The organism is Nocardia sp. NBC_00881 (assembly GCF_045207455.1).
Lineage (GTDB): Bacteria > Actinomycetota > Actinomycetes > Mycobacteriales > Mycobacteriaceae > Nocardia.
The window spans coordinates 210,615-230,436 of record NZ_CP108798.1; the positions used below are offsets into that span (position 1 = coordinate 210,615).

Annotated in this window: 20 protein-coding genes and 2 pseudogenes; 5 read left to right on the forward strand and 17 right to left on the reverse strand. The window is 63.6% G+C overall.

Annotated features, from left to right (window positions below; all coding sequences use genetic code 11):
- Positions 1 to 14: 14 nt before the first annotated feature.
- The 13 genes and pseudogenes from OH799_RS00470 to OH799_RS00530 form a co-directional block, all read right to left on the reverse strand.
- Positions 15 to 257, reverse strand: a complete 243-nt coding sequence (locus OH799_RS00470; RefSeq protein WP_406274084.1) for a type II toxin-antitoxin system Phd/YefM family antitoxin — start codon at positions 255 to 257, stop codon at positions 15 to 17.
- A gap of 247 nt (positions 258 to 504) precedes the next feature.
- Complete coding sequence (locus OH799_RS00475; protein ID WP_406274087.1) at positions 505 to 774, reverse strand: Txe/YoeB family addiction module toxin; 270 nt, start codon at positions 772 to 774, stop codon at positions 505 to 507.
- Positions 774 to 1,037 carry a type II toxin-antitoxin system Phd/YefM family antitoxin gene (locus OH799_RS00480; RefSeq protein ID WP_327115756.1) on the reverse strand — a complete coding sequence of 88 codons (264 nt, stop codon included), beginning with the start codon at positions 1,035 to 1,037 and terminating at the stop codon, positions 774 to 776. The genes OH799_RS00475 and OH799_RS00480 overlap by 1 nt, the downstream gene beginning before the upstream one ends.
- A 238-nt stretch (positions 1,038 to 1,275) precedes the next feature.
- Complete coding sequence (locus OH799_RS00485) at positions 1,276 to 2,565, reverse strand: hypothetical protein (protein ID WP_406274091.1); 1,290 nt, start codon at positions 2,563 to 2,565, stop codon at positions 1,276 to 1,278.
- Between the two features lie 158 nt (positions 2,566 to 2,723).
- Complete coding sequence (locus OH799_RS00490) at positions 2,724 to 3,275, reverse strand: hypothetical protein (RefSeq protein WP_406274094.1); 552 nt, start codon at positions 3,273 to 3,275, stop codon at positions 2,724 to 2,726.
- A gap of 125 nt (positions 3,276 to 3,400) precedes the next feature.
- Positions 3,401 to 4,702 (reverse strand): DUF4241 domain-containing protein, encoded by a 1,302-nt coding sequence (locus tag OH799_RS00495; protein WP_406274097.1) that lies wholly within the window; start codon positions 4,700 to 4,702, stop codon positions 3,401 to 3,403.
- Positions 4,690 to 5,859 (reverse strand): cytochrome P450, encoded by a 1,170-nt coding sequence (locus OH799_RS00500; protein ID WP_406274100.1) that lies wholly within the window; start codon positions 5,857 to 5,859, stop codon positions 4,690 to 4,692. The genes OH799_RS00495 and OH799_RS00500 overlap by 13 nt, the downstream gene beginning before the upstream one ends.
- An 84-nt stretch (positions 5,860 to 5,943) precedes the next feature.
- Positions 5,944 to 6,372, reverse strand: a complete 429-nt coding sequence (locus tag OH799_RS00505) for an SRPBCC family protein (RefSeq protein ID WP_406274103.1) — start codon at positions 6,370 to 6,372, stop codon at positions 5,944 to 5,946.
- Between the two features lie 27 nt (positions 6,373 to 6,399).
- Entirely contained in the window at positions 6,400 to 7,809 is a 1,410-nt protein-coding gene (locus OH799_RS00510; RefSeq protein ID WP_406274106.1) for a cytochrome P450, read from the reverse strand.
- Complete coding sequence (locus tag OH799_RS00515) at positions 7,806 to 8,837, reverse strand: Rieske 2Fe-2S domain-containing protein (protein WP_406274109.1); 1,032 nt, start codon at positions 8,835 to 8,837, stop codon at positions 7,806 to 7,808. The genes OH799_RS00510 and OH799_RS00515 overlap by 4 nt, the downstream gene beginning before the upstream one ends.
- Positions 8,838 to 9,181: 344 nt before the next feature.
- Positions 9,182 to 9,349 (reverse strand): annotated as a pseudogene (locus tag OH799_RS00520) (IS1380 family transposase); the annotation flags it as partial.
- A gap of 141 nt (positions 9,350 to 9,490) precedes the next feature.
- Positions 9,491 to 10,067: pseudogene (locus OH799_RS00525) on the reverse strand (helix-turn-helix domain-containing protein); the annotation flags it as partial.
- A gap of 102 nt (positions 10,068 to 10,169) precedes the next feature.
- A complete protein-coding gene (locus OH799_RS00530) occupies positions 10,170 to 10,739 on the reverse strand; it encodes a hypothetical protein (RefSeq protein ID WP_406274113.1) in 570 nt (189 codons plus the stop codon).
- Positions 10,740 to 11,151: 412 nt separating this feature from the next.
- Between OH799_RS00530 and OH799_RS00535 the strand changes: the two genes are divergently transcribed.
- From OH799_RS00535 to OH799_RS00555, 5 genes are all read left to right on the forward strand, one after another.
- Positions 11,152 to 11,442: a hypothetical protein gene (locus OH799_RS00535; RefSeq protein ID WP_406274116.1), complete on the forward strand. Its 291-nt coding sequence runs from the start codon at positions 11,152 to 11,154 to the stop codon at positions 11,440 to 11,442.
- A gap of 312 nt (positions 11,443 to 11,754) precedes the next feature.
- The gene (locus OH799_RS00540; RefSeq protein WP_406274119.1) at positions 11,755 to 11,883 is read left to right on the forward strand and encodes a hypothetical protein; all 129 of its coding nucleotides are present in this window, start codon (positions 11,755 to 11,757) and stop codon (positions 11,881 to 11,883) included.
- A gap of 113 nt (positions 11,884 to 11,996) precedes the next feature.
- Complete coding sequence (locus OH799_RS00545) at positions 11,997 to 13,235, forward strand: YcaO-like family protein (protein WP_406274121.1); 1,239 nt, start codon at positions 11,997 to 11,999, stop codon at positions 13,233 to 13,235.
- Positions 13,236 to 13,312: 77 nt separating this feature from the next.
- On the forward strand, positions 13,313 to 14,626 hold the full coding sequence (locus tag OH799_RS00550; RefSeq protein ID WP_406274124.1) for an MFS transporter: 1,314 nt from the start codon (positions 13,313 to 13,315) through the stop codon (positions 14,624 to 14,626).
- Positions 14,627 to 14,634: 8 nt separating this feature from the next.
- Entirely contained in the window at positions 14,635 to 15,897 is a 1,263-nt protein-coding gene (locus tag OH799_RS00555) for an MFS transporter (RefSeq protein WP_406274127.1), read from the forward strand.
- An 89-nt stretch (positions 15,898 to 15,986) separates the two neighbouring features.
- On the opposite strand, the gene OH799_RS00560 is transcribed toward OH799_RS00555, so the two are convergent.
- From OH799_RS00560 to OH799_RS00575, 4 genes are all read right to left on the reverse strand, one after another.
- Positions 15,987 to 17,603, reverse strand: a complete 1,617-nt coding sequence (locus tag OH799_RS00560) for a hypothetical protein (RefSeq protein ID WP_406274130.1) — start codon at positions 17,601 to 17,603, stop codon at positions 15,987 to 15,989.
- Between the two features lie 177 nt (positions 17,604 to 17,780).
- Positions 17,781 to 17,918: a hypothetical protein gene (locus OH799_RS00565; protein ID WP_406274133.1), complete on the reverse strand. Its 138-nt coding sequence runs from the start codon at positions 17,916 to 17,918 to the stop codon at positions 17,781 to 17,783.
- Between the two features lie 27 nt (positions 17,919 to 17,945).
- A complete protein-coding gene (locus OH799_RS00570) occupies positions 17,946 to 18,479 on the reverse strand; it encodes an SMI1/KNR4 family protein (RefSeq protein ID WP_406274135.1) in 534 nt (177 codons plus the stop codon).
- A 507-nt stretch (positions 18,480 to 18,986) separates the two neighbouring features.
- Positions 18,987 to 19,433 carry a hypothetical protein gene (locus OH799_RS00575; protein ID WP_406274138.1) on the reverse strand — a complete coding sequence of 149 codons (447 nt, stop codon included), beginning with the start codon at positions 19,431 to 19,433 and terminating at the stop codon, positions 18,987 to 18,989.
- Positions 19,434 to 19,822 lie beyond the last annotated feature (389 nt).

A 19,822-nucleotide genomic window follows, 5' to 3' on the forward strand; every position in this document is an offset into this window, starting at 1 on the left:
ACCGGATACTTCATTTACTGCTTTTCCCCGAAGATGTCCGCTATCACTCGGGCCATTGTGACGCGTTCACTTCTTTCGTCGAGTCGCCGAATTGCTTCGCGGGCGAGCAATTCGTCTTCGGCTTTGTCGAATGCCTCGACCATTTCGAGCGGGACCAAGGCTGCTATCGGTTTCCCGTCGCGGAGGATGATGGCTTCTTCGCCGCCGTGGGCCTCGTCTACGTACCGGGCGAGGTACCACGCGGGTTGCGACCGCAAAGCCCACGGCGACCGCCGTGGCGGCGATCATGCCGTCTGCGATGCGCCGTCGTCCAGCGGGCATGGTCGCGATGCTGTAGCGGATCTCGCCGACGGTGACCGCCGACAGGTACAGGGTTTCGACGGTCTGGTCATCGAGCCAGGCCAATGACCCGCGCATTCGGAGCCTTGGTGGTGGATTCTCCTGGCCCTGGCCGCAGACTTCGGTTCGGCAGTCCACCGTGCCGACCCGGATCGACGTGCGGGCTCAATCCTCGTAATGTGACCCCACCTGCACCACAACGATTTCGGTGTCGGTGACCAGATAGATCAACCGATGCTCTTGGCTGATGCGGCGTGACCAGTGTCCGGCCAGTTGGTGCTTCAGCGGCTCGGGCTTGCCGATGCCCGTGAACGGATCATGAAGTGCTGCGTCGATCATCTTGTTCGCGCCTTTGAGCACGTCGCGATTCGTGGTGAGCCATGCCTTGTAGGACTTCCCGCCTTGCGCGGTGAAGGTGAGTTTGCGGTCCGTCATCAGTCGGCGTCTGGATCGATCAACTCATGGGCTTCGGTTCGTCCGGATCGGGCGTCCTCGGCGGATTGGAGCAAGGTGACACCGCCATGGGTGCGCAGCACGTAGAGAGTTTCCATCAACGAATTCCAGTCGCTCTCCGCTACCAGGACCGCGTTCTCACCGGTCTTGGACACGACTGTCACGGTGTCGTGGTCATCATTGACCTGCTGGACCAAGCCGAACAGGTTCTGGCGCACGTTCGATATAGGTAGGGCTTTGGCCATGAGCGCATCCTATCAAGTCGTACAAGTTATGGTACGACAATACTTCGAGGAGCTGCTCGTTTGCCCGGCATCAGCACCTCCGTGACCGCCTCGTCGCGGCTGAGCATCGTCTTTCGGTTCAGCAGCACGACAACCACGGCGTCGGCGAACACGTAGTTCTCCCAAGCTGGCTTTCGGGCCAGGCGGGCCCATTCAGCTGGAAGTGGAACAGTGCCGGGATCAGGATGCTACCAAGCCTTCATCGGCCGAGGATGCGACGAAGCGCTCCACGGTCGTAGTGCAGATAGATCTCGGCGAGGGTATCGACCGGTGCTCGGTAGCCGGGACCGCCGGACGCCGATACCAGGTAGCAGTCGATGCCTGCCTTCCGGGCGTACTGCCATTGCAACGGACGGACCTGCCGGAAGACCTCACCGCAGTACCAGGCCGCGCCGTCGAGGAAGTCCGCATGGGCCTTGTCCTCGAGCAACTGCTCCGGCAACGGGGTCACCTCGAGAATGAGAACCTCCAGCGTGTCGAGTGATTCGGGCGAGAAGTCCCAGGTGTGACCCACGCCGAATCGGGCGATCCAATCGGGAAAGCCGCGTTCGCGATCGGACAACCAGGAGGCAAGGTAGTCGGCATCGGACTGCTTGCGCCGGGACTTCTTGCGTTCTCGCCGGTCCATGGCCTTCTTCGCCCGGTCCGCTCGGGTGCCGTTCACCCAGCTGCGGTAAATGCTGTTCAGTCGGTCGCGGTCGTTCTGACCGAGCATCAGATCGAAGAAGAAGGCGGGCTTCACGCGGGGACGGAGATAGACGATGCTCTGCATGCTGTCGTACGAGTCGAGGATGGCGATCTCAATGCACTGGAGCGGGTCGTCCGGTTGAGGTTTTTCGAGGTACTGGATGTAGCGCCAGTATGACGGTCTGACGCGGCGCAGGACTTCACCGAAGTACCACAAGGCACCCGCGAGGAATGTGGCATTGTCCGGACTGAACAGTTCCCCGCGTGTCGGGGTGACGTCGAAGATGACCGACGTCAGTGCCTCCAGTGATTCTCGGGAGAAGTCCCAGGTGCGGCCCGCGCCGTAACGCGCGACCCAGTCCGGGAACTCGCGCTCGCGCTCGGCACACCAGGTCTGCACAACCGCTGGTGCGGGGACCGGGCGGGGGGCCTGTGACCTCACCGGACGCCAGTCTCGGCTTCTCGTCCGCAGCTCGCCTGCGCGACGCTCCCACGCCGAATACACCCGGGTGAATGTCACCCCGTCCCGCATCCGGCGAGCCAGCAACACCAGGTCGATCGTCGCCACGCTGACCAGACCCGGACCGCCAACCATCTCAACCGTTGTGCCCGACCACTTACCACCACCGACAAGGCGCAGGGTCTCGCCGAGATAGCCGGCCACCGCTGCATCCAGCTCTGGATCTGGACCGGCGTCGAGCAGCAACTCCTCGAACCGGCGTAGCGAATCAGCGGAGTGGTCCAGTGGGATGCCCACCTTGCGGAGCGACTCGAGGCGTGACGCGAAGAAGTATCCCCACATTCGGGGTTCTTCTTCGGCTCTGGCGGGCTACGGCACCAAATCCGGCTGTACAGCCGAATCAGGCGCTGACCGTCTTAGGTGCTCTCTGCATAGCTGGCATAGCGGACATCACCGAAGACCGGCAGGCGCGCTCCGGCCCCGGACGCTCGGGACCGCTTTCACCTGGCAGGAGTGAAGGAATGCTGTTCGGGGTGCTGCAGATAATCCAGGTATCTGCTGGGCTCCTGGCCGCGCAGCAGACGCAGCAGGAAGCTCGTCGCCGTACCCGGGTGGAATTCCCAGTCTCCGCCGCTGGCGGATTCGAACGCGATCTGCCACGACGCGGGGTCGGTATCGGGCCTGGCGACCCAGTAGAGATAGAAGCCCAGGCCGGAGTAGGCCCACAGGACGGGGCGAACGCCGGGTTCGTCGAATACCGTGGGTTTGGTCCGGAATACGGCAGGACTGTGGGTTTCCGCTTCCCAGATGGTCTCCAGTCCGCGCATGCGCTCCTGGTGGATCAGCACCTGATCGTAGTTCTCGTCAGTCGCGTACGGCTGCAAAAGGATCGTGTCATTGCCGATCAGGCCCGGACCCAACGCATTGACCAACGCCCGGAAATCGCCGGGGATGCTCGCTCCCAGGGCCTGGCTGGCAGCTTCCCAGTCGGTCGGCGCACCGCGGTATGGCTGGATTCCCAGGATATCGCGGATATCGTCGAGGTCGCTCATTCGTCTCCTTCGCCTACGAGCACGGTATAACCGATGTGTCGTATCGGCGGGTGCGTGATCACGTGTCGGTGCGGGGCGGGGCGATCCGCGCCGAGGCGGCTTGCACGCAGCGCTCCTCCGGATCATCAATGGTCAGTTGCGATCACCGGGTGCGTAGTCCGCATGTCGGTCAGGAAGCAGACGATCGCACCGTCGGTGGCGCGACCGATCCAGGTCGGATAGCTGCCATCGGGGTAGTAGCAGTTGTAGGCGATCATATTGAAATTCGTGCCGGGTAGGCGGATACCGTCCCGATCGTCCAGACCGCGTTCTAGGGCGTCGCTCCACTGAGAGTGTGGATGCTCGTGTAGCTCACCGCGTTTCGCCATCCTTGCCCACTTCCGGAGAGCGTATGACTGCTCCCTGCCCCGGTCGGCGTTGATCTGATGGTCTGCTGTTCGTAAGGGTTCCGCATCGACAAAGCACCCCTGACTTCCGCTGAATCCGTAGAAATCACCGTCGCTCAGCGTCCGGGGATCTTCGCCGGCGCGCAGTGCCATCTCCCAGGACACCACCGGGGCCTCGGACACCCGTAGCAGAAATCCTGCCCGCGGCCACCAGTCGCTTTCGCTATCCGGATCGGTCAGGAGGACATCGTGGACCTCGTACCGGCCGGGTTCGATTGTGTCGGTGAATGGTTCGCTGTAATCCAACCATCTGGGTTCACACGTAATCACCTGCCCGGTAGGCATGTCGACCATGCCCCGCAACCGGTGGGCCACGACCCTGGGCTGGGCCCCCTCCATCAGAACGGTCGCGCCCTCCAGCATCAAATCGTCGAGATAGAGATTTCGGTACGGCGTCGGCGGGCGCCACGGGCTGCCCGCCGACACAGCTTCATACTCTCCGGTGTGCTCGGCAGCAGTGCCCACCGGGCCAGCCTCCTTGTCGGGCAACGCCCACCTCCAGTCCCCGAACACGGGAACCTCCCGCCAGATATCGGTGTCATCCTCCTGGCCGGCAGTCCGGCTACTCCCTCCTAGACGTCCACGCGGCCTCTTCGACGTCGACATCCAACCATTCGCCTTTCGGGACACCTCCTGCTCCCAGACATCATCATCCCCGTCCCGCTGACCCTCCGCGTAACGCCAGACCCGTTCGCGGACAGGGAAAAGCTGCTCAGCGCGAAGCCGGCGGTAATCGACATGGGAATCCCGCCGCAGTGCCTCATCGAGCGTCCATACCCCCAGATAATGGGCGGACCAGGCGATATCGATCACGACACGAGGCACACCACCACGCAGCAGTGTTACCGAATACTGTTCGCCGGCTTCATTTCTCGCGCACGCGGTATCGGAATCCAACAGACCGACGAACCTTTGCAGATCTCGATTCCATCCCTGGCAGTACACGTAGTTCCAGGCTGCATCGGCACTCAGTTCCGCCATCGCCACATCGTGCCCGCCACCACAGTAGTCGCGCCGGATCGACTCCCAGCCCTGAGAAGCGCTCCCTCCAGCAGGACTGGCTTTGCCGCGCTCTGCAACTCGAAGGGGCCCCGCTGATGCCGAGCCAGCCGCTGCGCCTGATCTGGGGGACTCGATCCGGATACCGACGACATCCCTATGTCTGCTCGGCTTCGATCTTCGAAACACGAAGGCCGACTTTGCCCTCGGTGGCGTGAAAGTGGAGCCCTACGACGGTGGGTGAGTGCGGGCATGCGGGGAGATGGGGCCACGGTGACACCGCGCATGTAGGGCCGCACCCGGAATCCGGCTACCGGCTCGAGGCGCCAGTGCAGCCATAGCTGGGCCAACATGACGGCGATCTGATAGTGCGCGAATGCCGCGCCTACGCAGCGCCGGGGGTCCCCACCGAACGGCAGGAAGGCGAAAGGAGAGGTGCGGCCGGTGAGGAAGCGCTCGGGAACGAAGTCATCGGGGTATTCCCAGTTTCGCTCGCTCCGGTGTGCCAGATAGATGCTTGCCGCGACCAGGGTGCCGGCCGGTAGGTCGTATCCAGCGATCTGCGCGGGCCGGATCAAGCGCCGGGGCACCGCCACCGCGATGGGGGTGATCCGCAGGATCTCGTTCACGACCGCCTGCAGGTACTCGAGATCACGGACACGTTCGGGTGCGACCATGCCGTCGGGAAACGCGGCTTCCAGTTCTCGGTGTAGCCGTTGACCTACCGCCGGTGTCTCCATCAGGTGATGCAATCCCCAGGCCAGTGTGGTTGCCGTGGTCTCGTGCCCGGCGACCAGCAATGTCAGGATTTCGTCGTGGAGTGCCTGATCGCTCAGCCCGGCTCCGGTCTCGTCACGGGCTGACATCAGCATGGCCAGTATGTCCTCGCCGGGCGTCTCGGAGTTGCCCCGATTTACCGCGATCTCCTCGTACACCGCCCGTCCTATCTCGGTGCGATGCCTGGCGAGCCGACGCTGCGGGAGAACACGATTCGCGACGGCGGTCAGCGGTCCGGAGTCATCGGCGGCGCTACGGCGGTCGAAGTAGCGGCGGATTCGTTGTGGTGCAAGGACACTGGATGCGAGGAAGAGCGCAGGGGTCCACGCTGCCTCGACGAAATGCTCGACGGCATCCCGCAATCGCTCGAGTCGTGGTCCCTCGCCACTCGGATTCCGGTGATCGGGATGGTCGATGTCAACCTATCGGGCAGTGGTCCGAGCCGTTCACCCCTCGACTCTCGTTCGGAGAGCCGAGTTGAGTTCGTGGCACCGCTGTTCCAGTGCACTGATGAGCATCCCTGCCATCGGGATCAGCAGACCGCTGAACCGGCCGTAGTGCCGCATCCGTGTCCCGCCGTCGGTCGCGTCGAGGTGGAAGCCATGTTCTCCGTCCGCGAGTCGGGGTATCGCGAGACCGCCGCCCCACCGGAGGCGGCACGGCGGATCGACCGTTCGGACCGTCACGGTGGATACCCGAGGGCTGAACCGCCGGGAGAACTTCGTATGCAGTGCCAGCTTCTCGCCTGGGTGTGCCCGCCCGTCCACCGCGATGAAGAACGGATTCCATTCCGGGTAGGCGGCGAAGTCGGTCAGGACATCCCATACTCGTTGCGTCGGTGCCGCTATGTCGATATGTGTTTCCACTTCTCGCATCGGAATCCTCTCCGCATCGACGATGTATCAGCGGGGTGTGCACCGGGCGGGCATCGGACTTCCCGGATAGGTTTGATGCACCCGCTCCCGGCGGGTGGGCACGGGGCCCGATAGTTGGATCTGGTACTGCGTGAGCAGTTCGTCGATGACGGTGGCAGTGACCGTTTCGCTGAACCGCTGCGCGACACATCCGAACGGTCCCCGCCCGAACGTGGCAGTCTTGGGCGTGGGCTCGCGCAGATAGCGATCGGGGTCGTATCGGTCGGCGTCGCCCGGAATCCGGTCCGGATCTCGGTTGAGCGTGCCGGGAAATACGCCGATCGCTTGGCCGGCGGGGATGTGATAGGTCTTGCCGTCACGTTCGAATTCGTATGGCCGGTCCAGGTAGCGGATCAACGACGAGACGGGATGCATCCGTACCGATTCGACCAGACAGCGGCCCAGGAAATCGAGTCTCGCCGGTTGATCGTCGAACGACTGTAACCGGGCGAGCGTCCCCGGCTGCGTCAGCACATCGATCAGCGTCCAGAATGTGTAGGTGCCGGGGTAGGCGGTCGCGTTCCACAACACGTACATGACCATCCACAGCCTGTCCGCCGTCGAAAGCGGCGCGCCGTCGAAAAGCGCTGCGTCGATGGCACGCAGCAGCGGTGAGTCGGCGTTATCGAACGCGGGCAGCTCGTCGCGCAGCGTTCGGTAGAGCTTACGTGTGGAACGGTACTCCGGCATCAGATAGTGGTACGGCGTGATCGACATCGTAGTGCGCGGGATGTCGATACCATCGGCGATATTGCGGTAGTAGGTCGTAAGGCGGGTGCCTAGCGCGTCCCAGATCTCGTCTCCGAGGAAATATCGCCCCGTCGCTTCGTACACGATGGGGTGAACCACGTCGGCCAGATCGACCGTTGTCGACCAGTCGACGGTATGCCGTTTGACAATGCCGGGAACATCGGCCGCGATCCGGCTCACCCGTTCGGCGGGCAGGTTTTCCGCCATCAGACGCCGACCGGCGAGAATGAGCTGCTGCAGCGATTCCGGTCCCGAGTCTTCGCGCGGGAACCAGTAACCGACGGTCGGCACTCTGTGCAGCACCTGTCCGACGCCCGCGTGATCGGTGGGCAGATTCAGCACCCGCTGGTAGTGCTCACCGTCGAGGAGGAACGTGAAGTCGTAGATGCTGGGGACGCGCAGGGTGAAGACGTCACCGTACTCCGCCCGGTTGCGCACCACCAGACCGATGGGATCGGTGATCACGGACTTCAACCGTGTTATTACGCCGACAATGGGAATATTGTCGGCGCCTGCCCACGCCAGCGGCGCAGCCACCGTTCCCGGCGGCGTCACCGTGGGGCGTCGATGCCAACGCCAGTAGCCCACAGCTGCCGCGCCAGTGGCCGCGAACGCCGCCGTTCCCACCCGTTTTCCAATACTCATCATGACTCTTTCCTCGGGTAGAACTGCCGTGTCCACGCGCGATATTTGGCGATAGGGCCGTCCCCTGCGGCAATGGCCGGTCGGTCCAGATACATCTTGTGATCCCAGATCTCCTGATCTCGACGGAGTTCAGTGACGACGATCCGGAGCGCTATCCGTTCGAGGACTGCCTCCACCGGCATCCACGCGGCCCGACTCGAGGCGGTCCTGCCTCGGGATCGCACTGTCGTGCCCACGTGCACCGCTACCTCGCGTTCGCCGATCGGTGTGGAGAGCACGAGTTGGCGGATCGCCCACCCTGCGGCTTCCAGTTCCACAATGGAGAAGCCCAACCCGTCGACACGGACGTAGATCTCCGTGCTGATGCCTCCCGTCAGTGGGAGCGGTCGAGTGAAGGCATACCGCGCCCGCAACCGCGGTCCGTCCACGATGATCGGGTCGATGGTCCGCACGCCGTCGAATCCGTGCAGCACGCCGAAATGCCCTGAGTCGACACTGTTTTCGGTAACCTCCTGCGGGTGGCTGTGAAACCGAAGCTTCTTCGTTCGCATGGTCCGCCAGCCCAACTCCTCTGTCGGCGGCTCGATCTCCCACACCTGCTGATCCGGCGGACCGTGCCAGACCATCAGCACACCACAGACCTCACGGAGCTCGAGCATGCCCAGTCGGGCCGCTGGCGGCGGAGTTCCGTAGGGCGAATAGGTGCATCGGCCCGCGACGGAGTATCGAAATCCGTGGAAGGGGCAACGCAACTCTTCGTCCTGAACACTGCCACCGTGCCCGAAATGTGCCCCGAGATGTGGGCAATAGGCTTCGATGGCCCGCGCCGTGCCGGAGCGGGTGCGATAAACGACGATGTCCCGATTCATGAACCGCCGGGTCAACAGCCCACCCGGGGTCAGTTCGCGGGAAAATGCCACGGCGAACCAGCCGTATGGATACGGCGGTGGAGTATCATGCATCTCCCGGCCCGCAATCCCTTTGGCCACAAAAATATCTCGTTCACCGACAAGGGCGTGACTGGACACCATTGCGACCTCACTCTCGTGCCGTGCTGAATAGACCGTGTCCTACGTGAATGTGATTTGTCGCGGCGTTTCGGAATTGCTTGGGCCGCATGATGTTCGACTCGTGACCGACGAGTTGTGGATGTGGTAGTTTTGGGTGCGGACGGTAACCGTCGCATCCTCGTCCTTGCGGGTTGCTCGATTCGGGACGCCGTTCCGGCTCTCCTTTGTGAATTCTGGGATATTTGTGAATACATGTGGTCGACCAACGCTTTGAAGCCGATATCGCCGATTGCGTGAATCTTAAATCCGCACGCCACGGTTCGATACCGGGCGGTGGGTAATTCCGAATTATTTAACACTCTATTGAGCTCGGCCAGCCCAGTGTCTTTCGCGTTTCTGATGCGGTCCTCGCAGCGGGCGCGGCGGCGGTGACGTAGTTCCAGGTCGGGCAGTTGCCGCGAGTGGTGTTGGTGACGAACGCGGTCAGCCGCTGCCTGTCGTGGTCGGTGAACCCGCAGCCGGGCGCCGGGGTGGTTGAGTCGGCTGCCCCGACAACCTGGGGGTCAAGGCACGAATTCTGTCCTTCAACTCCCATCCCCGAACGATCACGGTCGATCGTCGTTCTCGATCAGCGCTGCCGTAGTTCGCGCCTGTGCCCGTCGATCGTCGAACCAGCGCGCGGGAGTGGTCGTCGAGGAAAGCGAACAGATAGGTTTTGCGGCCGTCAATTCTGATGCCGTGCAACGCATCCCCGGTCCGTAGGTCGTTCGGATGCTCGGCTTCGAACCGCCCGAACACCGTCGCTGCTGCCGGCGAAGTGGTGGCGCCGAGGCCGAGACGGTTGAAATACCGTTGCAGGGTGCGCTCGTCCGGCGCCCAACCGAGCTGGGCGCGCAGGATTCGTTGGATTCCTGCGGCGGTGCGGGCCGGGTTCTCCCGCCCCAGCGCGACGGCCAGCTCCAGCACCTGCGCCGGGGTCCGCGGCGTGGACTGGCGCGGGCTGGGCACCAGCGCGTCGAAACCACCTGTGCGCCAATCCCTGATCCACCGATCCAGAGTCTGCCGCGAGATACGGACCCGCCGCCCGAACGGATCGGTGTGCTCGGCGGATGCGATCTCGCGCACCAACTTTCCCCGCTGTTTCGGCGAATGCGCCGTATCAGCGGCCTCGCGGATCAACTGATACCGGAACAACCCGATCGCCCGCGCTCGCTCGGCCCGCACTCTCGCCTCGTCGTCACCAACTGCCACCGGTCATCTCCTTCGCTGTCGTCAAACACAGACAGCGACAAACGATTCCGGCTGTTGCACTCACCGCGGCAGGGTCGGCTCGTGTTGCACCCCCGCCTCCGGTCAGCCCGGTGCCAGCAGCCGGCCGCCGGTGACCGTGACCACCACCTCCGACAGCGGCGCCTGCGACAACCCGAACCGGCGCCGGATCGCCTCGGCGACAGCCGCGATCACGGTCATCGCATCGGCGAACCCCGAACCGGCGGGGCCGGGCAGCACCGGATCCGGATCCAACGCCGCCAGCCAGACCGTGAACTGCGCCCGCACCGCCTCCGCCCGCCCGGCGAAACACCGCAGCCAGCCACGCACCGTTTCCGCCGGCCGACCCAGCCCTGCCGCGATCGCGCGGAACCCGCTGACCTGCGCAGCTTTCGCCGCCAACGCCGCCACGATCACCGCCGCCGTGTCCGCCCGCCTGACCAGCGCGAAGACCGGCAACAACACATGCGTGGCCCCGCAACCGCGACACCGCGACCGGCGTGGGGACACCAGCACCGGCCCTACCGGACTCCGCAATCGGCGCGGGCGCGCCCGCCCCCACCCGGCCAGCACACCACCACACCCCGGGCACGCCAGCTCCCGCGCCGCCAACCGGCGCTCGACTCGATCCGCATCAGCTTCTACGGTGACCACAGCGCCTCCGAGCGCGAACCACGGCCCTCCCGCAGCGCTCCCGCCAAAGAGACAGCGGGAGGGCCGTCTACTCGAACCTGGCCACCATCGTGATCACCACGCCGCCCCGCCACCAGCACCACCATGCCCACCCTGCCGCAACCCCGCCCGTCCTCACCCCCAACGCCGGACCGCTACCCCCACGTGATCACTCAGAATGCCGCCGAACACCACCCGCCGCGGGCGACACCGGTCGGACACAAGCCGACAGACCAGCAGACGACCAGGAGGCTGCACGATCTATTCGTGAGGCCACCGGCGCTGGTGGCGGGGAGCCGCGTCCGGCCATAAACGACAATCCGGCACCTGGCCAGGCCGAACACAATGGCGCCGACTGGCGGACTCCGACGATATCGATCGGGACGAGACCAGTGTGCTGTACCTGACCGGTGCGGACGGTCGGCAGCGCTGTGTCACCTCCACCTACCATCTGTTCCCGATCTACCACCGGGGCGGCACACGCGTCACCGACCGCGACGAATTCGAATCCGACAGCGAGTATCTCGGTACTCGCCTTCAGAGTGGCACGGTCGTGGCGCAGGATCCGGAGTCCGCTGCGACGAAAAGCGCGCTGTCGGACGCCGGTCACACCAGCATCGCCGCCGCACTCCGCCACCACGCCCGCGACTTCCACCGGCCCGCCGAACTGCTGCTCACCTGCTGAAACCGACTTTGCCGGGACCCTGCGCCCGTGGCAACTGCCCGGCCTACGCTGAGCCGGTAGCTGTGGTTAACCTGTACAGTTCCTCCCCCGCGCGACAAGGCCGTTTCGTGGATGCGGATGGGGTTGCGGCGTATTTTCTGACTCGGGATTATTGGGACGCACCGTGAATCCACCCTCTCAAATCTTCGTAAAATCGGCTGTTCCGTGCCGCTCGGCCCTTGACGGTTGAAGAATAAAATCACAATCTATTTACGGTCACTTTCGTGATCAGTAGCAGGTGATTCTGGTCGGTACAAGCATAAGGAGTGGAACATGGCATCCGGTCCCGAGAACCACGGCCCCAAGGACAAAGAAGGTCTGCCGCTGGAAGAGTTTCAAATTTCGGCAGACGAGGCGGCAAGCCTTGACCGCGCTTTCGGTTTCGTGACAGCCGATCGCTGATATCCATCGCATGGTGCTCGGGCGGTGTAACCCGCCCGAGCACCATCCGGTGGCCGATTCTCGTCGGGATCGACGGAGGGAGTGGACCGTTGCGGGTATTGAACACTCGCCATATGGCGCCGGAAAGCGCAGTCGGTGTACTGCGCGAGGAGTTGGATCGCGAAGCTCTTTCGGTACAGCTGATCACCCGGTCCGAAACGCGGACAAGTGTCGTTCGATGCCTGCTCCGCACCCGGGAGCGCAGCGTGGTGGCCGATGCTTCGGGGCGCGGAGCCGGACCGCAGGCCCACGCCAGTGCACTATTCGAGGCCTGGGAGAACTTCTGCCACAAGTCCGGATTCGACGCGTTACGGGGTAATGCCGATAGGATGCGGTTGATTCCGGCGAAGCAAATAGCGGATCAGCCCGCACTACGTGGAGACGCCCTCATTCCTCGGCTTGCCGCCGAATTCCCGGATGCGCGGATCGCTTGTTTGCGGTTCGATCCGATTCATACGGGCACCGATGCACTGTGGTATCCGGCATTCGCACGATTCCCCTGGTTTTTGCAGTATCCCGTACCCGGCGAAGACGTCGGTTATCACTCGTATTTGCGCTATGCGACGAATTTCGGTACGGCTGCGGGTGTGTCGGAGCCGGAGGCGCTGCTGCACGCGCTGCTGGAGGTCATCGAAGGCGACGCCTTTTCGCTGTCCCTCCTGGACTGGTGTACCTCCGCGGATTCGGTTGCCCGGACCGTCGACCCGGTCGACCTTCCGCACGACCTTCGGCAGATGTGCGAACAGATCGAGCACGCCATGGGATCCTCCCCACTGATCTGTGAGATCACGACGGATATCGGGGTGCCGTCCTACTGCGCACTGCCGTCGCGTTCCACCTACGTGGTGTCCGGCGGTGCGGGCGCATCCACGACACCCGGTTACGCGGTCGAACGTGCACTGGGCGAACTTCTCCAGACTCATGTGACTCATTCCGAGCAGCCCGAACGCCTGGCTCAGCTGCGCCGCAAACTTGCCCGTCTCGAATCCTGGCCTGTGCTCGAGCGCTGCATGACGCTCGATGGCACCCATCTTTCGGGGAAGAGCCAACCGGTACCGCATCGGCCGTCGGGATGGTGGGATCCGCCACCAGTGTCGGTGGAGTCCCAGCTCGAGACCGTGACTCACGCTCTGGGCAAGGCTGGCCTGTCAGGCTATTACCTGCGGTGGAACTCCGTGGAATCGGCAGTCCCGGTCGTCACCGTACTCGTTCCGGGCTTGGAGACCTTCTTTCTCAGCCGTACCGGTGTTCCGGTGTTGCCGACCGGCAGGGGAATCCACACATTGCCCGCGCTCGCCGGCGACGGCCGGTAGCTCGCTGCCGATTCTTCGCGCCGAACGGCGCGGATCCGGCGCAGGACGGCTGATGGGTGTGGAGAGGTCGGTGGCATATGTGGTCGCGCGGGTCCGGGAGTCGCCTCGGAGCACTATGGCGTCAGCACGACTTCCGGCTGTTCTGGTTCGGCGAATCGGTCAACCAGATCGGAAACTCACTGGCTGTTGTGGTCATGTCACTGCTGGCGGTGACGGTGTTGGACGCGACGCCCTTCCAGGTGGGCCTGCTTGCGGTACTCAGATACCTGCCGTGGCTGCTCATCGGGCTTCCGGTGGGGGTCTGGATCGACCGGCTGCCTTCCGGAAAGGTCATGGTTGTCACGGACCTGGTCGCTTCGGCATGTTTTGCCAGCGTCCCCGTGGCGGCCTGGCTGGACCTGCTGACCATCGAGCATGTTCTCGCGGTCGCATTCCTCTCGGGAACGGCCGCCGTGTTCTTCGATACCGCCTATCAGGTCATGGTCCCGGCGGTGGTGGACGCCGCCGACCTGATGGAAGGAAATGCGAAGCTCCGTGGCAGCGAGAGTGTTGCTCACCTGGCCGGCATCGGCCTGGGCGGCCTACTCGCCCAGGCCATCGGCGCGGCAACCGCATTGCTGGCCAATGCGGCGAGCTTTCTGGTATCGGTCGCCTGCCTGGTGCGCGTTCGCGATGCACGTGGTCGGCGATCGGACAGCCGGGTACGTCCTTCGCCGAGTGAGCCCCGGCAGCCGCTGCGGCGGAGCATTGCCGAGGGTATCGGGTTCGTCGCAAAGGATCCGTATCTCCGACCCATCACCGGTTGGACCACAGTGTCGAATTTCGGGCTGGCCGGATATGACGCGCTGATCATGCTGTTCCTCGTTCGCGAGGTGGGTGTGGGGCCCGGTCTGGCCGGACTCCTGCTCACCACCGGGGGAGTCGGCGCCATTCTCGGTGCACTGCTGGCCAGGCGTATTGCCGCCGGTTTCGGAACGGCCCGTAGCCTTCTCCTTTGCGGATTGGTCCTGAGCCCTCCCGTTCTGCTGGTGCCGCTCACGTCACCCGGGGTCGGAGTGGTGTTCTATGTCATCGGCATGCTGGTGTGCATAACCGGCGTCGCGATGAGCAACGTCGTCGTCGCTAGCTTCCGGCAGTCGTATGCCCCGGCTGGAATGCTCGGCAGGGTAACCGCGACGACCCGGGTCCTGCTGACCGGGACAGCCCCGGCCGGCGCGCTGGCCGGTGCGATGCTCGGTACTTGGCTGGGTACGAGAGCCGCGCTGTGGGTCATGCTCGGCCTGGTCGCGTCCGCCGGGAGCATCCTGTTGACCGGCGCCTTCGTCGGACAGCGCGACCTACCGCAGGCAGTCGTGCCGGCACCGGCCGTGCCGGGGGCGGCAGGCCTGTGATCCAGCAGATGAGTACCGCTACTGCCCCCTCGCCGTCCGGTGTGCTGCGCCGGCATCCCGATTTCCGGAAACTGTGGGGTGCCCAGACGATCAGCGTCGTCGGCACCCGAATCACCGAACTGGCGCTTCCTTTGACCGCCATCGGGCTGCTCGGCACATCGGCGTTTCAGGTGGGTCTGCTCGCTGCCGCGCACTATGCCCCGTACCTGATCATCGGCCTGCCGGCGGGTGTATGGGTGGACCGGCTCCGGCGTAGGCGGGTGATGATCGTTGCCGATATGGTGCGCTTCGGTGTCCTCCTGACAGTGCCGATCGCCGCGGCGACCGGTGTGCTGCACGTGTGGTTGCTGTTTCCCGCCGCCATTGTCGTCGGGATGATGAGCGTATTCTTCGACCTGGCCTCGCAGGCATATCTTCCGACGCTGGTCGGCGCCCGGCGCCTGATCGAGGGAAATACGAAACTGCAGTTGTCGCGCACGGCGGGTGATCTGACTGGACCCGGTATCGGCGGCATACTCGTACAGTGGATCACCGCACCGTTCGCGATAGTGGCCGATGCGGTGAGCTACGTATTCTCGGCACTGGCACTGCTACTGATCCGCCACCCGGATCCGCTACCGCCGCGGAACACCGATTCCGGGATGATCGCCGAGATCGTGACCGGATTGCGGGCTGTCTTCGCCGATCCGCTGTTGCGGCCGCTGCTGTTGGCGACCGGTGTAGGGAATTCGTTCGGGTTCTTCGGCATGTGCCAGGCGGTGCTGGTGCTGCACTGCATTCGTGAGCTGCATGTGTCGCCGGTGGCTCTGGGCATTGTGCTCGGTGCCGGCAACGCGGGGATGCTCGCCGGCTCGCTGCTCAACCGCCGGGTGACGAACCGCGCCGGGGTCGGGCGGGTCATAGTGGGTGGAGTACTCCTGGCCGGTGCCGCTCTGTCGATTCTGGCGGTGGCACCTGCCGGGCCGATGGCTTTACCGGTGCTAGCCACCGGTCTCGCGCTGGTGGGAGCGGGTGTAGCCGTGGCCAATATCAATCAGGTCAGCCTCCGTCAGTCGGTGACCGAACCCCAGGTGCTCGGCCGGATGACGGCGACCTTTCGTGTCGTGAATTATGGTGCCATCGCGCTCGGCGCCGCTCTCGGTGGGGTACTGGCCGGGCCGATCGGACTGCGCGGTGTGCTGTGGCTGGCGGCGGCGGGAGGCACCCTGGCCGTGGTGCCCGTCCTGCTGTCACCGATTCGCGCACTGCGCACCATTCCCGCCGCGGCCTGACAAATCACCACATACACCGGTTGCGGCGCGACCGGCGACGCGGATTGTGGCGTTCATCGGCCGTGCGTGGCCGACACCGTATTCTTCGGCTACGTGTTTCGAAGCCGATCGGCGAGTTGTGCCTCGTATAGGGAGCCGGGTACCAGACCGGGCCTATTGGTCCCTTCCTCATACCCGGCCTCAGAGCCGGTGTACCAGTTCTCGCCGGTGACTGCGCCCGTTGTGCCGATCGCGAAGTTCTGTGAGGTCGGCGGAGCCTGTACACACACCTTTTTGCCATTGTCTACCGTGCAATTCCACGCCACACTGTGCACCGAGGACCAACCATGGCCTTCGCCATTGCCCTTGTCGCCTCGATTGTGCAGAGATAGAACCCAATCCCACTTGTTCCGGCTGCGCAGTTCCTTCACATTGTCGTACAGCAGCCCCTGGCTCCATCCGTTATGGCCGCCGGACTCGTTGAGGCCATCCTCGCTGGTCCCATTGAGCCACACGTTGCCCGAGCACGTACTCATTCCGGCAGCAATGAAGGCATGCCGGGCCTTATTGGCCTCCACGTCGCGGAAAAGGACCTGCTGGGCGTAGATATTCGCGCTGAAACTGTATCGCTTCCTGCCTTCGACCACTGAGCGCGGTTCGCGAGCCCGAACGCCCTGGACGGTGACTCGCGAACTGTGCGTTACTGCAACCGCCGCCCTCGAGAAGTGCAGCAGTGTGGCGTCCTTGACCCATGCGTCCTCGGTCCAGTTGATGTGGACGCAGTTCTGCGGATGGTCCTCGCTGAACTCCGATGGATCGCCCATGTCGATACGAAGATTCTCCACTCCGACATTGCGGACCAACCCCTTCCGGTTCCACACCCAGACGGAGCATTGCGACTGAGACCTCCGGAGGTTATTGAAGACGGGGGCGCAGATGACAATGTCATTGCCGACGATCTCCTTGACGTACCTGTTGTACATAATGGGCTTGGTATTCGGTTTCCAAGGCGCATCCTTGATCACGCCCCCACCCTTGATCGCGTCGGTCCACTCCTGAGTGTGGGGATGGTCGATGATGATGTTGTCACCGACCTTCAGGTTGGCCGTCGATGCCAGGGTCATCCGGTTCTCCCCCGCCTTGACGAGACTGGACGTGATGCCGGTTTCGGTGCCGGGCACCTTCGACCTCCAGTTGCCGTCCGGGCCGCCCACCCGTAGGACCTCGGTGGCCGAGCCTCCACCAGTCCCGGTGATCACCGTGTTCGTTGAGTCGTCGTCCCATTGACCGGCTCCACGCAGTACGACCCCGTCGTGCTGCATTACGATTGTGCCAGCGACCTTGTAATGGCCCGCCGCGAGGCGGAGCGCACCCCGAAAACCGTTGGCGCCCAGCGGCATCGCGCCGACATCGTCGAGAGCGGCCTGAATGTGAGCGGTGTTGTCACCGCTGATCGGGCCGATCTCCTTGACGACCGGCACGGAAGGCAGCGGCACTTCAGCATTGCGGTACCCGGCCCAGCTGAAGTCGGGAATCGTCTTGCCCCGCGGATCCTCTTTGTAGACGAGCCGACCGTTGGCATCCGGGTACACAAGCTGCGAGTGCCATCCGGCCGCGTGAGCGAGATCAGGTGCGACCGTACTGCGAACCAAGGGCAGCACAGCGCCCGCGACCATCGCGCCACTGCCGATCTTGAGGAGATCACGACGCGACAATGGTCTGGGCACGGTTGGTCTCCTTACGAGGCGATGATCGAACTCGGCAAAGGCTACCGGTACAAGTACGTTTCAGGCTCACAGCAGAGCTCAACGAACAGTCAAATATCGAATCATGCCGGATTCGTCGTGAAGAAGCTCGAATCAGGCAAGCTCGAGATCTTGTCAAATCCTGTGGATCGGAAAGTTTCAGGCGACCTCCGTTCCGGCGGTATCGGCGGGGGCAGCCGGGGTGATGTCGCGGGGGCATTCGAGGGCCGAGATCCGGTCGGTGACGCCTCGGGCCACCACCTCGCGCGACTCCAAGCGAAAAGCTTTGGCCACCATCCGGTTTCCCGTTGGCGGAGCAGTCGGTCATGCGCCTCGGCGCTGGAGGTCTTCTATGCGGTTCTGGTTCAGGGCGAGGACGCCTGCGAAGAACTCTTTGAAGTTGGGGTACGAGGTGCGCTCGATGCCTTCATCCAACCAGATCACCCGGCCCGCGTGCGCTCCGCTTCGCACCGTGACAACGAGCTCTTCCCCGCGGCCCGCAGCGACCGGATAGATGTTGTCCGCCGTGATCGAGGAGTGCTCGAAGCGCTGCTGGTCGGCATGGTGACGGAGCAGTTCGGCGGCGGCACGCCCGTTCCCTTCGCCACGTAGCTCCGACAGCCCGAACAGATCCATCGTGAAGTAGAAACCCTGCCACCCGTCGGCATGCAACAGGAAGTTGCGGTGGGCTTTGGGAATCGGTTCCCGCCGTTCGGCTTCGAACTGTTGAATATGCTCCTCGGAATTCTTGGGCTCGGGCAGGGTGTCCCAGCAGGTCTCGGGTGACAACGTGTGCAGTCTGAGTTTCGCTTTGATTGCCAGGCCGAGTAGATCGGGCCAGGAAAGCTGGGAATTCACGGGAGTGAGTCTTCCACAGCGAACGTCGACGCGGCCGGTGTATTCGGTGCGCGAAACTCAACATTCTGTAAATAGTATGCGGTAGACCGTGTTTCGCCACTGTAGAGTTCCGTGCCGATCAGCGCCGCGCATGAGTCCGGGGTGAGTGAGGTGATCTCAGCTCCCGAGATGATGAGCAAGTTCCCCGAACTGCCCTGTGTCCATCCGCAATTTCCGTGATGGAAGCCGGTCCGCCACCAGAAGATCATCGGCGTGGGTGACGTCATGACAGCGGGAGCGGACCGCCTGTCTTCGAGACCGCGGCTGACGCGGTGGTTCATCGATGATGTCATAGTCGGTCGAGGTCGATGAGTAGGTGGCGTGCGGCCAGTTGCACCATACGTCGTAATGGCCCGCCGCCTTCAACCTGAAAACCCGTGAGCGGATCACGCTTCCATGGCCCGGTGTTGCCACCCGGCCATGGAAGCGTAGTTGCGTGCTACCTCGGTCAGCCGCGGCCCTTGGTCGTTAGCCCTTACGCAAGTACGGGGCATCGGCGTTACGCACGGAATCGTCATTGTTGTTGACACTTCTGACTTCGAAGCGGTACTTAGTGCCCGGTTTGACGCCTTCCGCCACCGTGAGCCATTTGTCCTTCTCGAGCGTCGTGAATTCCCCGCACTTGCTGCCGGGGCGCAGTTTCTTGTCACCGGAGTTGTCGTCCCGATAACACACCTGAACCTTGGCATTCGCGGCGCTCTTCGACAAAGAATTTACCTTGATGCTGCCACCGCACGCGGCGGTCGTCTCGAACCAGCCGTCGTTGATCGGCGAGACCAGGTGACCCGCAGGCTTGTTTTCCGCCTTCTCCACACAGTCCTCGGCATGAGCCACGGCTGGGGTGGTGATCGCGAGCATCCCTCCGGCCAGAACCATTCCCGCCACTGCGGCCGTCGCGGCTGCGGTGCGCCGCACAGTGTTTCGCACGAAACTACCTCATTCTTCATCGCTTTGATCAGATCCGAAGAGATCATTGCCGATCCGGTCTGACCACGCACTCACCGAAGGTCGATTTTACGATCGGTTGAGCCGTCGGCGATCAACCTCGGAGCGGGCCGGCATGCCGCGCGGCTGGCGCGATTCTCGCCGGATCTGCAGCAGCGCACCGTACTCGAATATCAGGGTGACAAATGTCAGCTACAGGTAAATTCCTGTGGCAGTCGATATTTCACCGTCCACGACCGACCCGTCGAGTGCGTCTCTTGGCACAATGCATCGGGTGAAGAGGTCAGGTTTGGCTGGGTTGCGTCGGCGGGCTCCGCGCACTGAGCACCGCTGCGACGAGCGCCGCCGAGCGGATCGAG